Origin of the sequence: Streptomyces sp. SP18BB07 (assembly GCF_036322545.1) — a bacterium.
Taxonomy (GTDB): domain Bacteria; phylum Actinomycetota; class Actinomycetes; order Streptomycetales; family Streptomycetaceae; genus Streptomyces; species Streptomyces deccanensis.
The window spans coordinates 133611-148410 of the sequence record NZ_JAQYWT010000349.1; the positions used below are offsets into that span (position 1 = coordinate 133611).

Here is a 14800-nt window from a genome sequence, read left to right on the forward strand (position 1 = left end):
ATGAACCCCATACCCAGGGACCGGCTGACAGCGGTCCTCCGCTCCCCCGTCGCCTTCTCCGTCCTCGCGGGCGTCCTCATCGGCGCCCTGTTCCTGCTCGGCACGGGCGCCGACCCGCTGACCGCGTACGGCGCCGTCCTGACCGGTTCGCTCGGCGCCGACGGCATCGGCTCGACGCTCACCACCGGGACGAGCGTGCTCGGCATGGCCCTGGCGCTCGCGATCCCGCTCCGCGCGGGGCTGATCAACCTCGGCGGCGACGGGCAGCTGGTGCTGGGCGGCATCACGGCCGCCGTGACCGGCCTGTACTCGCCGCTCCCGGCCCCGCTCACCGTCGTCCTCGCCCTGCTGGCGGGCATGGGGGCCGGCGCCGCGTACGCCGCCCTGGCCGCGCTGTGCGAGAACCGGCTCGGTGTTCCCCTGCTGGTCAGCAGCCTTCTGCTCAGCTATCCGGCGGTGTCGCTCGCCTCCTATCTGGCCCGCTATCCGCTCAAGGAGCCCGGCTCCAGCCTGCCCCAGACGCGCCGGCTCCCGGAGGGCGTGGCGCTGCCCGCATTCGGCGGATCGACGGTGACCGCGGGGTTGGTGCTGGTGGTGCTGGTGGGGGTCGCGTACTGGTTCACCGACCGGCGCACGGCGCTCGGCTACGAGATCCGGATGACCGGCCTCAACCCGCGCTTCACGGCGTACGCCGGTGTGGAGCGGGCGGGGCTGACGCTAAAGCTGTTGGCGGTCTCGGGCGCGCTGGCCGGGCTGGTCGGCGCGATCGGGGTCCTGAGCTTCCCGTACCGCTTCCTGGACGGCTCGCTCACCGCCCCCGGCTACACCTGGACGGGGCTGACGGCCGCGCTCCTCGCGGCGGCGGCGCCGCTCGGCACGCTCCTCGCCTCGTTCTTCTTCGCGGTTCTCCAGGTCGGCGGGCTGTCGATGGAGCGGACGACCGAGGTGCCGCGCGAGCTGACACAGGTGCTCCAGGCCGTCGTCATCGTGTTCCTGGCGGCCCGGTCGCGGTTCCCGCGACGGTGGTTCGGCGGGCGGGACCGGCGGAAGGCGGCCGCGTGATGTTCTTCGACTCCGATCTCCTGATGTCCGCGCTGCGGGCGCTCACCCCCATCCTGCTGGCCGCGCTCGGCGGCGCCCTGTGCGAGCGCGCGGGCGTCTTCAACATCGGCCTCGAAGGCATGATGCTGCTGGGCTGCTTCACGGCGGTGACGACCAGCTGGTTCACCGGCAGCCCGTGGCTCGGTGTCCTCGCGGCGGCGCTGGCGGCGGCCGCGTACTCCCTCGTCCTGGCCGTCGGCGCGGTGACCCTGCGCGGGGACGCGGTGGTCCTCGGCATCGCCATGAACCTCCTCGCCGTGGGCCTGACCAGCTTCCTGCTCCGCACCGTCTTCGGCGTCCAGGGCACGTTCGACGATCCGTCGCTCGCCGGGCTCCCACTGATCGGCGGGCTCTCCCCGCTGGCGTACCTGGCGTGGGCGGCCGTCGGGGTCGCCGCGCTCGCGCTCTCCCGCCATGTGTGGGGGCTGCGGCTGCGCGGGGTCGGCGAGGCGCCGGACGCGGCGGCCACGCTCGGGGTCTCCCCGGCCGGGTACAAGTACGCGGCGGTGCTCGTCTCCGGTGTGCTGTGCGGGCTCGCGGGCGCCCAACTCGCCCTGGGGAACGTCACGTTGTTCTCCGAGAACATGACGGCGGGCCGGGGCTGGATCGCCGTGGTGGCCGTGATGCTCGGCCGCGCGCTGCCGCTCGGCGTGCTGCTCGCGGCCCTGCTCTTCGGTCTCGCCGAGGCGGCCGGCTTCCGCCTCCAGGGGCTCGGGCTGCCGCAGCAGGCGACGGACGCCGCGCCGTACGTCGTCACGCTCGGCGCCCTCTTCCTGACGACGGCCCGCCGCCGTCGCCGGACCGGTCGCAGCACCAGCACAAACAACACAGGCAGCAGCACAGGCAGCACCAGCTCAGGCAGCACCGGCGCACGCAGCACCGGCACGAATCGCTCGGGAGCCACCGCATGACACAGGACCTCCTGCCCATCACCCGCATACCCAGGACCGGGCTGCCGCCGCGCGCGGTCGTGGTCGGCGACCCGGCGCGCGCCGCGGCGGTCGCCGCGCTGCTGGACGGCGCCGAGGAGGTGTCGTACCACCGTGAGTACCGTGTGTTCAGCGGGAGTTGGAAGGGTGTGCCGGTCGTGGTCGCCTCGCACGGGGTGGGCGGTCCAGGCGCGATCCTGCTGTTCCAGGAGCTGGCGGACGCGGGGGTCCGCACCTTCCTGCGGTTCGGCACGGCCGGCGCGATGCGGCCCGGGATCGGCGACGGCGATCTCGTGATCGCCGAGGCGGCCGTGCGCGACGACGGGGTGACCCAGCAGTTGCTGCCGCCCGAGTACCCGGCCGTCTCCGCCCCCGAGGCGGTCCTCGCGCTCCAGCGTGCCGCCCGCGAGGTGGGAGCGCCGCATCATCGGGGCATCGTATGGACGAGGGCGGCCTTCCAGCCCGGCCTCATCCCGCTCGACGCGTACGACCGTGCCGGACTCGCGGCCATCGAGATGGAGCTGTCCGCGCTGTACGTGACGGCTTCGCTGCGCGGTCTTCTCGCCGGCGGGGTCCTCGTCGTGGACGGTGCGAACGCCGACGAACTGGTCGACGTCGAGACCACCGGCGGCTACGACCCGCACCGCGAGGTCGTCGCACGCGGCGTGGAGCGGGGCGCGGTCGTGTCGCTGGAGGCACTGCGGCTGCTGGCCGAGGAGGACGGGGTCGAGGCGTACGGGGTCGAGGGATTCGGGTACGCGGGGGCCGGGTCCGCGGGAGACGGGGTCGAGGGGGGCGCCGCGTGAGCGAGCACGTCGATCTGCTGGTCATCGGCGGTGACGTCCTGACCGTCGACGAGGCCGGCACCCGGCATCGGGACGGGGCGGTCGCCGTCCGGGACGGCGAGATCCTCGCGGTCGGACCGGCGGCGGAACTGCACGCGGCCTACGCGGCGGCCGAGACCCTCGACGCCGAGGGCTGTCTGGTGCTCCCCGGGCTCGTCAACGCCCATACCCACCTGGCGATGACGCTGCTGCGGGGTCGCGCGGACGACGTCACCCTCCAGGGGTTCCTGGAGCGGGTGCTGCGGTGGGAGGCGCGGCTGCTGTCGCCGAAGAACGTGGCGGCGGCGGTACGGGTGGCGATCGCCGAGAGCCTGCGGGCCGGGGTGACGTCCGCGCTGGACATGTACTGGTTCCACGAGGCGGCCGAGCGGGTCGCGCGCGAGACGGGCTGGCGGCTGCACACCGGCCCGACCTTCATGGACGTCCCCGATCCCGCCGACGGCAGGGCGTACGGGGAGCGGCTGGAGTGGGCCCGGCGGGACCTCGCCGACCGCTCCCACCGGCCGGGGACGCGGCCGGTGCTCTTCGCGCACTCGACGTACACGCTCGCCCCGGACCAGCTGCTCGGCATAGCCGCCCTGGCACGGGAGTTCGGGGCGCTGCTGCACATCCACGCGGCGGAGAACGCCACCGAGGTCGCCACGGTCGAGGTGCGCCACGGCAAGCGCCCGGTGGAGCTGCTGGACTCGCTCGGACTGCTCGGCCCCGATCTGCTGCTCGCCCACGCGGTCGACCTCACCGGCCCGGAGATCGCGGCGCTGGCCCGGACCGGGACCTCCGTCGCGCACTGCCCGGTGTCGAACCTGAAACTGGGGTGCGGGATCGCGCCGGTGCCCCGGCTGCTGAGCGCGGGCGTCACGGTCGCGCTGGGCACGGACGGGGCGGTCAGCTCCAACACGCTGGACGTGCTGGGTGCCGTCCGACAGGCGGCGCTGGTGCACAAGGCGGACGGCGACCCCACAGCTGTGGGCGCGGAGCAGGCGGTGCGCATGGCGACGATCGAGGGGGCCCGGGCGCTGGGTCTCGGCGATCACCTGGGTTCCCTGGAGCCGGGCAAGCGGGCCGATCTGATCGTGCTCGACCTGGGCGGCCCGCATCTGCGGCCCCTGCACGACCCGTGGTCCACCCTCGCCTACGCGGCGCACTCGGCGGACGTACGGGACACGGTCGTCGAGGGGAGGGTGCTGATGCGCGAGCGGGTCCTCACCACCCTCGACGAGGCGGCGGCTCTGGCCGACCTGGAGGCTTTGGCCTGATGGACCCGGTGGAGCCCGCATAATGGCCTGATACATCGGATGTCTGAACGCCCGGAACGAGCCGGAATGACCGGGACAGCCGGGACAGCCGGGACAGCCGGGACAGCCGGGACGGCCTGAACAACCGGAACGGCCGGAAACGACAGGGAGGGGTCGCCATGGCAGTCACCGACGAGGCGATCGAGAAGATCAAGGGCATGATCGTCTCCGGCGCGCTGCGCCCCGGCGACCGGCTCCCGAAGGAGAGCGAGCTCGCGGCCGACCTCGGGCTGTCCCGAAACTCCCTGCGCGAGGCCGTGCGCGCCCTGTCGTTGATCCGCATCCTGGACGTACGGCAGGGCGACGGCACCTATGTGACCAGCCTCGACCCCCAACTCCTGCTGGAGGCGATGAGTTTCGTCGTCGACTTCCACCGCGACGACACGGTCCTGGAGTTCCTCGCCGTGCGCCGCATACTCGAGCCGGCGGCGACGGCGATGGCCGCCCTGAGGATCAGCGAGCAGCAACTGGACGCGCTGGCGGCCCAGTTGGACAAGCTCGGCACCGATCCGTCGGTGGAGGAACTGGTCGCCTGCGACCTGGAGTTCCACCGGGGCATCGTGCAGACCTCCGGGAACTCCGTGCTCTGCTCGCTCCTCGACGGCCTGTCGGGTCCCACTACGCGGGCCCGCATCTGGCGCGGACTGACCCAGGAGGACGCCGTCAGCCGGACCCTGCACGAGCACCGCGCCATCCTGGCCGCCCTGCGCGACCGCGACGCCGACGCCGCTCGTTCCTGGGCGACGGTGCACATCGCGAGCGTGGAGCAGTGGCTGCGGTCGTCGCTGTGAGAAGTTGATCACCTGAGGCTCCGGCGGCCGACGCGTGTTTGTGCCGTGCGAACGGGGCAGTGATCCGTTCACTCCCCCGTGCACGGGGGCTGCGGAGGGCCCCTCGGCACGCCGTAAGGTTGGGGCGTACGCGAGGGCACGTCGGAAGGAGGCGCTGGGTGATCGAGCTGGAGGGGGTTCCCGAGCTGATCGACCCAGTGATGGTGGCCGCGTTCGAAGGCTGGAACGACGCCGGCGACGCCGCCTCCACCGCGGTCGCGCATCTGGACCGGGAATGGAAGGGCGAGGTGTTCGCGGCGCTGGACGCCGAGGACTACTACGACTTCCAGGTGAACCGTCCCACGGTGTGGCTGGACGGCGGCGTACGGAAGATCACCTGGCCGACGACAAGGTTGTCGGTGGTCAGGGTGGGCGGCGACAAGCCCCGCGATCTCGTACTCGTCCGGGGTATCGAGCCGTCGATGCGCTGGCGCTCGTTCTGCAACGAGCTGCTGGGCTTCGCCCATGAGCTGGGGGTGGAGCTGGTGGTCGTGCTGGGCGCGCTGCTCGGCGACACCCCGCACACGCGTCCGGTCCCGGTCAGCGGTGTCACGTCCGACCCGGACCTGGCGCAGCGGATGGATCTGGAGGAGACCAAGTACGAGGGCCCCACGGGCATCGTCGGCATCCTCCAGGAGGCGTGCACGCACGCCGGTGTCCCCGCGGTCTCGCTCTGGGCGGCGGTGCCGCACTACGTGTCGCAGCCGCCGAACCCGAAGGCGACGCTGGCCCTCCTGAACCGCCTGGAGGACCTCATCGACGTACGCATCCCGCTGGGTGAGCTGCCCGAGGACGCGCGCGCGTGGCAGGTGGGCGTGGACCAGCTGGCGGCGGAGGACAGCGAGGTCGCCGAGTACGTGCAGACGCTGGAGGAGGCCCGGGACACGGCGGAGCTGCCGGAGGCGTCGGGCGAGGCGATCGCCCGCGAGTTCGAGCGGTATCTGCGGCGGCGGGACGGTGGGCCCGGCTCCGCCGGTCCGGCCGGGGGGCACGCCACGGCCGACGGGGGTGACACGGGCTCAGGCGCGTGGAACCCGAAGGAGAACCCTGGCGGGCGTACGCGGCCGCCGAAGCCGTCGCGGCCGGAGGCCGCCGGCGAGGCGGAGGGCGAGGACGAGGACGAGGATTCGTCGGAGGAGTAGTTGGGCCCGGGGATGCCGTTGCGGTGACGCTGCGCGGGATCTGCGGGTTTGTGGGGGCTCGTCGCGCAGTTCCCCGCGCCCCTTCGGGCGCGGGGAAGTGGGCCGGGAGTTACTGGGTGCTCAGCATTTGATCGCCACCACCGCGTAGGTCGTGTCCGGGGTCGGGGGCGTGGTGAAGCGGGCGTTGGGTAGGTACAGGCGGTTCTTGTGGGCCGCGACTGTGGTCGGGACGTCGAAGTCGGCGTCGCTGAGGCGGCCCTCGAAGATGCCGCTGCGGCCGTCGGCGGAGAGCTGGAACACGTCGATCGCGTTCTGCCGGTTCTGCACGACGTAGAGCCGCCGGCCGAGGAGCAGCAGGCCGTCGCCGTTGGTGAGGGGGGCCGCGTCCCCCAGGTCGACCAGGGTCGTGACTCCGGTCCTCGGGTTCACCCGGTGGAGGCCACCGACGCCGGACTGGACGACCAGGAGGGCCTTGCCGTCCGGGGTCCGGGTGATCCCGTTGGCGTTGACCACCTCGCCCGGCGTCTGGGTCCAGGCGCCGCTCAGGGTGACCGTGACGACCTCGTCCTGGCCCGGCAGTCGGCCGTCGCGGCCGAGCGGCAGGGCGTACAGGGCGGGCTGGAACGAGTCGGTGAACCAGGCGGCACCGGGGGTGAGGAAGACGTCGTTGGCGAAGGTCGGCGTCTTCGTGGTGAGCGTGTACGCGGCGATGATCTTGCCGGTACGGACGTCCACCACCCGGGCGCCCTGACCGCGCCCGGCGACGAACAGCCGCCCCCGGTCGTCGAGTTTGAGCCCGACGGAGGGCGTACCGGGCCCCGCCGAGATGATGCGGCCCGCGCCGGTGCGCAGGTCGGCGCGGTAGATCGAGCCGTCGCCGAGAGAGCCGAGGTAGGCGTAGGGGCCGGAGCCGATGGTGATGCCCTCGGGACGGAAGCCGTTCGGCAGGGGGATGACGTCGGGCCACGGGTCCCCGGATGCCGAGTCGGTCGCGGAGGCGGTGGAAGCTGCGGAGGCGGCGGAGGCCCCGACGAGCAGCGCGCCTGCGGTGGCGGCCGACATCGTGAGCAGGCTGCGCCGACCGAGGTGGGGGGCGGGGCCGGCGGAGGGGGATTGCGGGGGATGCGGGGGGAGCGGGGGTGCCACTGTGCGTCCCTTCCACGAAGGGACCGGCAGCTGGCCGGTCCGGCTTCAACTGACGTCTGTCACCCCATCACATGCCGACCGGCCCCGCAGCCCTTCGCCCCTCGACCGACAGCGCCTTGACAGCCCCGGGAGAGCTCGCGGCCGGGATTGTGACGGTCTGTTCGGCTCGGCCGATCAGCTCCTCCTACGCCCCCCGTGAACTTCCGTCCAGGCACCGCGCCTTCGTGTCCCTTGCGGCGGGAGACCGGCCGTCCGCCCCGCGAGGACCACGAGCGGCCCGGCCTACGAGCGCTGGGGCGCGTCCTCCGGTCGGAGGACGCGCCCCAGCGGTGTCCGTGTGGTGTGTGTGACGTGGGCGACGCCTGTGCAGAGTCGTTACTGCAACGGCTTCACAGGGCGACGCCCAACAGCGCGTCCACGGCGCGCGACACCACGCCGGGCGCGCCCTCGTCCGTACCGCCCCGCTCCTGCTGGAGGGCGGCCCAACGGTCGACCGCGGCGAGCGCGGTGGGCGCGTCCAGGTCGTTCGCGAGGGCCTCGCGGATCTCCTCGACCAGGGCCTCGGCGGGCGGTCCGTCGGGCCGGGACACGGCGGCGCGCCACCGGTCGAGGCGGGCCACGGCGTCCTGGAGCACCTGGTCGGTCCACTCCCAGTCGGACCGGTAGTGGTGGGCGAGGAGCGCGAGCCGTATCGCGGCCGGGTCGACCCCGTCACGGCGGAGCTTGGAGACGAAGACCAGGTTGCCCTTGGACTTCGACATCTTCTCGCCGTGCAGCGCGACCATGCCGGCGTGGACGTACGCCTTGGCCATGGGGAACTCGCCGGTCAGCGCCTGCGCGTGCGAGGCGCCCATCTCGTGGTGCGGGAAGGCGAGGTCGGAGCCGCCGCCCTGGACGTCGAAGCCCATGCCGAGGTGGTCGAGGGCGATGGCGACGCACTCGATGTGCCAGCCGGGCCGACCGCGGCCGAGGGAGCCGCCGTCCCAGCTGGGCTCGCCCTCACGCGCGGCCATCCAGAGCATGGGGTCGAGCGGGTTCTTCTTGCCGGGGCGGTCCGGGTCGCCGCCGCGCTCGGCGGAGAGCAGCCGCATCGTGGCGGCGTCGAGGCGTGAGACCTTGCCGAAGTCGGGGTCGGACTCGACGGAGAAGTAGATGTCCCCTTCGAGTTCGTAGGCGGCGCCGGAGTCACGGAGCCGTTCGACGAGCGGAACGATGCCGGGGATGGCCTCGACCGCGCCGATGTAGTGGCGGGGCGGGAGCATCCGCAGGGCGGTCATGTCCTCGCGGAAGAGGGCGGTCTCCTTCTCGGCGAGGGCCACCCAGTCGATGGCGTCGCGCTCGGCCCGCTCCAGCAGGGGGTCGTCGACGTCCGTCACGTTCTGGACGTAGTGAACCTGCCGCTTGGTGTCGAGCCACACGCGCTGAACGAGGTCGAACGCGTTGTAGGTCGCCGCGTGACCCATGTGGGTCGCGTCGTACGGGGTGATACCGCAGACGTAGATACGGGCGACGGGACCGGGGTCAAGGGTGATGAGCCCATCGGTCGCGGTGTCGTGGATCCGAAGGTCGCGGCCCTTGCCGGGCAGGGCGGGGACCTCAGAAGCGGGCCAGGCATGCATGCCACGAGCCTAACCCGATCGCCGCGTTGCCATGCCGGGCGCCCGGGCACTCGGGGGTACCGCCTTGTTCTGCGGCTGCCGGCCAGTACGTGGCTGGTCGCGCAGTTCCCCGCCCCCCTGACGGGGCGCGCGTCCCGTCGTTGTCTCTCTGCGGGCAGTCGTGCCGCTGGGGCGGCACGGGTGGGCGCAGCGGCGCCTCGTGACCGCCGAGCAGCGGAACCGCCCTCGGCCCACCGCGGTGGGCGCCCTCAGACCGGGGGCCAGGGGATCGCCGGCCACTCGCCGCTCGGCTCCGGGTGGCGTCCGCTCTTCAGCAGCGCGGCCACTCGCTCCCGCGTGGCGTCCAGCTCGGCCGGTGTGATCAACGCGACGAGCTTCGCGGCCAGTGCCCCGCCCTCGCCGAGCCCGTCCCGCAGCCGCTCCAGCACACCCACGGCCTCCTCCGTGAGCGGCTCCCCCGCCCAGCCCCACAGCAGCGTCCGCAGCTTGTTCTCGACGTTGAAGGTCACTCCGTGGTCGATGCCGTAGAGCCGCCCCTCGGCGGCGGGCAGGAGGTGCCCGCCCTTGCGGTCGGCGTTGTTGACGACCGCGTCGAGGACGGCGAGCCGCCGCAGCCGCTGGTCGTCGGCGTGCACGAGGAGCGCGGTCTCGCCGTCCCCGACCTCCGCGAAGCCGACGGCCTTCCAGCCCTGCCCGGCCTCCTCGCCGTCGACGAGGGCCAGCAGCTCGGACCCGGGCGCGCCCTCGATCCACAGCTGGCACATGCCCTGCCCGTACGGCCCGTCGCGCAGGACGGTGGGCGGGACGAGCCCCCAGCCGGTCGCCTCGGACACCTCGTACGCGGCGACCTCCCGCTGCGCGAGCGTCCCGTCGGGGAAGTCCCACAGGGGCCGCTCCCCGGCGACGGGCTTGTAGACGCAGGCGGCCTCGCGGCCCTCGTGCGAGACCGTGCAGTACAGCACCGCGTTGGACGCCTCCCGCACCTGCCCGCGCACCGTCAGCTCGCCCTCGGCCAGCAGCCTGACCGACGGCTCGGCCGGCGGGGTGGGCGCCGGCTCGGCGGAGGAGGTCACTCCCCGCGCCGGTATCCGTTCTGGCGCGGACATACGTGTCCCTCCGGGTCGAGCGGCAGACTGCACAGCGGGCACGGTGGCCGCCCCGCGTTGACGACGTCGAGGGCGCGCTTGGCGAAGGCCCGGGCCTGGGAGCCGGTGAGGCGGACGCGGAGCATCGGCGGTCCGTTCTCCTCGTCCTGGAGCATCCGCTCCTCCGCCTCGGCCAGGTCCTCCTCGGAGTCGGCGTCCAGCTCGACCAGGGCCTGCGCCTCGACGATCATCCGCTCTTCGTCGCCGTCCCAGGCCAGGGCCATGGTGCCGACCCGGAACTCCTCCTCGACGGGGGTCTCCAGCGGCGCCGTGTCCGACACCTCGGTGGGGGCCACGGCCGGCACCGCGGCGCTGCCGCCGCTGCGCCGCACGACCTCGTCCAGCAGTTCGTCCATGCGCTCGGCGAGCGCGGCGACCTGGGTCTTCTCCAGGGCGACACTGGTGACGCGCTGCCCGGAGGAGGCCTGCAGGAAGAAGGTACGGCGCCCGGGCAGCCCGACCGTACCGGCCACGAAGCGGTCCGGGGGGTCGTAGAGGAACACCTGACGGGACACGTCCTGTCTCCATTGGAATCGACGTCGGGACCGGCCGCGTCGGCTGCTGACTTGCTCAGCGCCGCCGCGACCGCTTCACCCTACTGCGGTTGACGATCACGGTGCCCCCGCACCGCCCCCCACGGTCGCGTCACCGCTCGGGGGCTCCTCGCGCGGCGCCAGGGACGAGAAGTCCCCGGTGTCGCCGAGGCGGACGAGAAACGGCCTGAGTCGGGTGTAACGGATCGCGGTGATGGAACACGGTTCGACAGAGATCCGCTGGAAGAGGTCCAGATGAAGTCCGAGTGCGTCCGCGACGAGCGACTTGATGATGTCGCCGTGCGAGCACATCACGTACACGGCGTCCGCGCCGTGCTCGCGCTCCACGCGCGCGTTCCACTCCCGGACCGCCTCCGCTGCCCGGTGCTGCATGGCCCGCATCGACTCACCGCCCGGGAACGCGGCGGCCGTCGGATGCGCCTGGACGACCTCCATCAGCGGTTCGTCGTTCAGCTCGGCGAGCTTGCGTCCGGACCAGTCGCCGTAGTCGCACTCGCCGATGCGCTCCTCGGTGTGCGCGGCGAGTCCGGGCCGGGCGTCCAGCAGTGGCCGGATCGTCTCCTGGCAGCGCTGGAGCGGGCTGGTGACGACCTCGGCGATCGGCAGCCCGGCGAGGCGGCCGGGCAGCGCCGCGGCCTGCGCGGCGCCTCGCTCGTCGAGCGCGACCCCGGGCGTCCACCCGGCGAGCACACCCTCGGTGTTGGCGGTGGAACGTCCGTGCCGGACAAGGATCAACGTGGGCATGCGCCCCAGCCTAGACGCCCGCCCGACGGCGTCCCCCGGCCCTGTGGACAAGGCTCTGCGAAAGGAACTCCCCGTGATCGTCGACTGTGCCGTCTACCGCGACGGGCACCGCACCGAGGGCCCCGATGACCTCTCCGACGCCCTGGCCGCCGCCCGCGCCTCCGGCGGCTTCGTGTGGATCGGCCTGCATGAGCCGTCGGAGAAGGAGTTCGCCCTGGTCACCGAGGAGTTCGCGCTGCATCCGCTGGCCGTGGAGGACGCCCTGAAGGCCCACCAGCGGCCCAAGCTGGAGGTGTACGACGACTCGCTGTTCATGGTGCTCAAGCCGGTCGTGTACGAGCCGTCCAGCGACACCGTGACCACCGGCGAGGTGATGGTCTTCCTCGGCCACGCCTTCGTGGTGACCGTCCGCCACGGCGAGGGCTCGCCCCTGGGCGTCGTACGCCGTCGTCTGGAGCGGGAGCCCGAACTGCTCGGCAAGGGGCCCACGTCCGTGCTGTACGCGATCACGGACGCCACCGTCGACCACTATCTGGAGGTGGCGACCGAGCTCCAGACCGACCTGGAGGAACTGGAGACGGAGGTCTTCTCCCCCGACGTCGGCGGCTCACGGAACACGGCGTCCCGGATCTACACGTTCAAACGCCAGGTCCTGGAGTTCCGCCGGGCCACCGGCCCCCTCGCCGCACCGCTCGTCCGACTCTCGGGCAACGGCACCTCCGCCCCCGCGGTGCCCTTCGTCGAGGAGAGTGCCCAGCCCTTCTTCCGCGACGTCAACGACCACCTCACCCGTGTCAACGAGTCCGTCGAGGGTCTGGACCGACTGGTCTCCGACATCCTCTCCGCGCATCTCGCGCAGATGAGCGTCCGCCAGAACGACGACATGCGGAAGATCTCGGCCTGGGCGGCCATGGCCGCGATCCCGACCATGGCCGCCGGGGTCTACGGCATGAACTTCGAGCACATGCCCGAACTGCGCTGGGTGTGGTCGTACCCGGCGCTGATGGCTCTGATGGTCATGACGGAGGTGCTGGTGTACCGGCTCTTCAAGCGCCGGGGCTGGCTGTAGCGACCAACCCGCCCCCGGGACGCCGTTCCTGGGCCGTACGCGCGCGTGGGCGGACGGTGCGGCCCCACGCGCGCGTGACGGGTGTGCGAGATCCTCAGGCGAACTCGGGGGCGGCGGTCGCCGGTCCACCCAGGGCGTCGCGGCGTTCCGGCATCGTCAGCGTCACCATGCGACGCCAGCCGACCGCCCGCTCGTACGCGTACGCGGCGTGGATGCCCGCGGCGAGGACGGCCGCCTTCGCCCTGGGCCAGCCGAGGACGCGCCCCATCCGGTCCATCACGGCGAGGCTGACGTCCCGGTAGACGGCGATCTCCGCGAGGGCGCACTCGCGCAGGGTCCGCTGGATCAGACGACCGTGTCCGGCGGCCGCGTAGCGCAGCAGTTCCTCGTGGGTGTAGGCGAGGTGGTTGTCCTCGTCGTCGGAGATCATCCGGACGGCCTTGCCGATCTCAGGGTGGTCCGCGAAGTGCTTGCGGAGCATCACCATCTGGTCGGCGGCGCGCTGTTCGGTGACCCGGCTGTGGGACAGGTAGACGATGATGTCCCGCAGGGTGAGGGCCTGGTCGGCCTTGAGCTTCTCGTGCGCGAGACCGATGCCGCGACGTTCGAGGAGCACGGTGTAGTCGGTCTCGGGCGGGACCTCCACCGGTTGGAGGCCGCGCTTCTTCATGAGGGCGTTGAAGATCCGCCCGTGTTTGTCCTCGTCGGCACCGTGGCGGGTGATCTTCGGTGCGAGTGCGCGCTCGCTCTGCGGGACGAGCGCGGCGATACGCGCGTTCTCCCAGCCGCCCTGCGTCTCGCCGCTGGCGGCGATCGAACAGAACAGCCGGAACGACTCGTCGTTGTCGACGATCTCCTGGAACAGACTCTTGGCCGAAAGCATCGGAGGCACCTCTCTGCAGGGGGCCTGGCAGGGTCCTGCAGAAAACGAGTCAAATGGGGTACCAGGAGCCGGGCAACAGCTGTGTCGGACAAATCCGCCGAACGAAGGATGCCGGGGCGGCGCGAACGCGTAACCGAGCGGGTCGCGCCGCGTTGTCCTTCGTGACGGCCGTGGCGGGGAAGACCCCCGAGCCCCCACCACGGCCGCTGAACTTTCCGCCCCCGCCGTCCGGCCGATTCCGGCCGGTTCCGGCGCGCGTCGGCCGTTGCGCCGTTCGGGTTACGCGAGCCCGGCCAGCTCCATGGCCTCGGTGCCGGCCCGGAGCGAGGCGATCCGCTCGTCCAGCGTGAAGCCCGCGGGGGCGAGGGTGAGGGTGGTGACCCCGGCCTCGGCGTAGGCCTTCATCCGGTCGGCGATGCGCTCCACGGAGCCGAGCAGCGTCGTCTGGTCGATCAGCTCGTGCGGGATGGCCGCCGCGGCCCCGGTCTTGTCGCCGGCCAGGTACTTGTCCTGGATCTCGGCGGCCTCCTTCTCGTACCCCATGCGCTGGGCGAGCTGGTTGTAGAAGTTCTGCTTGCGGCTGCCCATGCCGCCGACGTACAGCGCGGTGTACGGGCGGAAGGTGTCGGCGAGCGTCGCGACGTCCTTGTCGTCACCGACGGCCAGCGGCAGGGTCGGGCAGACGTCGAACCCTTCGAGGGTCTTGCCTGCCTTCTCCCGTCCCGCGCGCAGGTACTTGATCGCGGTGTCCTCCAGGTGCGCGGCCGAGGGGAAGATCAGCAGGGCGCCGTCGGCGATCTCGCCGGTCTGCTCCAGGTTCTTCGGGCCGATCGCGGCGATGTACAGCGGGATGTGCTCGCGGGTGGGGTGCACGGTTAGCTTCAGCGGCTTGCCGGGGCCGCCGGGCAGCGGCAGCGTCCAGTGCTCGCCGTCGTGCGACAGGCGCTCACGGGTCATCGCCTTGCGGACGATCTCCACGTACTCGCGGGTGCGGGCGAGCGGCTTGTCGAACTTGACCCCGTACCAGCCCTCCGAGACCTGCGGTCCGGAGACACCGAGGCCGAGCCGGAAACGGCCGCCGGAGAGCGAGTCCAGCGTCGCGGCGGTCATCGCGGTCATCGCGGGCTGGCGGGCCGGGATCTGGAAGATGGCCGAGCCCACGTCGATGCGTTCGGTCTTGGCGGCGACCCAGCTGAGCACGGTGGCGGCGTCCGAGCCGTACGCCTCCGCCGCCCAGCACACCGCGTACCCCAGCCGGTCGGCCTCCTGGGCCACGGCCAGGTTGTCCCCGTCCATTCCGGCGCCCCAGTAGCCGAGGTTGATCCCGAGCTTCATAGAGACCCGCCTTCCCTTACCCATCGGTAACGTCCTTGTTTCCGCCGACCCTACCCTTGCGCTCCGCCGAGGGGGCGAGGGAGCTCGGGAGGCGGAGGTTGTCGGGCGAGCGCGGGTCTGTCGTGGTTGCCCGCGCAGTTCCCCGCGCCCTTGAAAGGCCTGC

At 72.4% G+C, this 14800-nt stretch carries 14 protein-coding genes; 7 read left to right on the forward strand and 7 right to left on the reverse strand.

Features of this window, described 5'->3' with window-relative positions:
• From PUR53_RS34810 to PUR53_RS34835, 6 genes are all read left to right on the forward strand, one after another.
• Complete coding sequence (locus PUR53_RS34810) at positions 1 to 1062, forward strand: ABC transporter permease (RefSeq protein WP_329910859.1); 1062 nt, start codon at positions 1 to 3, stop codon at positions 1060 to 1062.
• Positions 1062 to 2012 (forward strand): ABC transporter permease, encoded by a 951-nt coding sequence (locus PUR53_RS34815; RefSeq protein WP_329897650.1) that lies wholly within the window; start codon positions 1062 to 1064, stop codon positions 2010 to 2012. The genes PUR53_RS34810 and PUR53_RS34815 overlap by 1 nt, the downstream gene beginning before the upstream one ends.
• Positions 2009 to 2836: a nucleoside phosphorylase gene (locus PUR53_RS34820; protein ID WP_329910860.1), complete on the forward strand. Its 828-nt coding sequence runs from the start codon at positions 2009 to 2011 to the stop codon at positions 2834 to 2836. The genes PUR53_RS34815 and PUR53_RS34820 overlap by 4 nt, the downstream gene beginning before the upstream one ends.
• Entirely contained in the window at positions 2833 to 4131 is a 1299-nt protein-coding gene (locus tag PUR53_RS34825; protein ID WP_329897648.1) for an amidohydrolase, read from the forward strand. Before PUR53_RS34820 ends, PUR53_RS34825 begins: the two co-directional genes overlap by 4 nt.
• Positions 4132 to 4289: 158 nt before the next feature.
• Complete coding sequence (locus tag PUR53_RS34830; protein WP_239752981.1) at positions 4290 to 4961, forward strand: FadR/GntR family transcriptional regulator; 672 nt, start codon at positions 4290 to 4292, stop codon at positions 4959 to 4961.
• Positions 4962 to 5119: 158 nt separating this feature from the next.
• Positions 5120 to 6142 (forward strand): PAC2 family protein, encoded by a 1023-nt coding sequence (locus tag PUR53_RS34835; RefSeq protein WP_329897647.1) that lies wholly within the window; start codon positions 5120 to 5122, stop codon positions 6140 to 6142.
• 120 nt (positions 6143 to 6262) lie between these two features.
• On the opposite strand, the gene PUR53_RS34840 is transcribed toward PUR53_RS34835, so the two are convergent.
• The 5 genes from PUR53_RS34840 to PUR53_RS34860 all read right to left on the reverse strand — a co-directional run bounded on the left by PUR53_RS34840 (position 6263) and on the right by PUR53_RS34860 (position 11350).
• Positions 6263 to 7288 (reverse strand): SMP-30/gluconolactonase/LRE family protein, encoded by a 1026-nt coding sequence (locus PUR53_RS34840; protein WP_443078127.1) that lies wholly within the window; start codon positions 7286 to 7288, stop codon positions 6263 to 6265.
• Between the two features lie 389 nt (positions 7289 to 7677).
• Complete coding sequence (gene mshC, locus PUR53_RS34845) at positions 7678 to 8907, reverse strand: cysteine--1-D-myo-inosityl 2-amino-2-deoxy-alpha-D-glucopyranoside ligase (RefSeq protein WP_329897645.1); 1230 nt, start codon at positions 8905 to 8907, stop codon at positions 7678 to 7680.
• Positions 8908 to 9155: 248 nt separating this feature from the next.
• The gene (locus PUR53_RS34850; RefSeq protein ID WP_329910861.1) at positions 9156 to 10013 is read right to left on the reverse strand and encodes an SCO1664 family protein; all 858 of its coding nucleotides are present in this window, start codon (positions 10011 to 10013) and stop codon (positions 9156 to 9158) included.
• Positions 9977 to 10567, reverse strand: a complete 591-nt coding sequence (locus tag PUR53_RS34855; protein ID WP_086797757.1) for a DUF3090 domain-containing protein — start codon at positions 10565 to 10567, stop codon at positions 9977 to 9979. Before PUR53_RS34855 ends, PUR53_RS34850 begins: the two co-directional genes overlap by 37 nt.
• 96 nt (positions 10568 to 10663) lie before the next feature.
• A complete protein-coding gene (locus PUR53_RS34860) occupies positions 10664 to 11350 on the reverse strand; it encodes a histidine phosphatase family protein (RefSeq protein ID WP_329897643.1) in 687 nt (228 codons plus the stop codon).
• Between the two features lie 73 nt (positions 11351 to 11423).
• Between PUR53_RS34860 and corA the strand changes: the two genes are divergently transcribed.
• Complete coding sequence (gene corA, locus PUR53_RS34865; RefSeq protein ID WP_329910862.1) at positions 11424 to 12419, forward strand: magnesium/cobalt transporter CorA; 996 nt, start codon at positions 11424 to 11426, stop codon at positions 12417 to 12419.
• Positions 12420 to 12513: 94 nt separating this feature from the next.
• On the opposite strand, the gene PUR53_RS34870 is transcribed toward corA, so the two are convergent.
• Positions 12514 to 13302, reverse strand: a complete 789-nt coding sequence (locus PUR53_RS34870) for a ferritin-like domain-containing protein (protein WP_329897641.1) — start codon at positions 13300 to 13302, stop codon at positions 12514 to 12516.
• A gap of 279 nt (positions 13303 to 13581) precedes the next feature.
• Positions 13582 to 14637, reverse strand: coding sequence for an LLM class F420-dependent oxidoreductase (locus tag PUR53_RS34875; protein WP_329897640.1), 1056 nt, complete (start codon positions 14635 to 14637; stop codon positions 13582 to 13584).
• Positions 14638 to 14800: the final 163 nt, after the last annotated feature.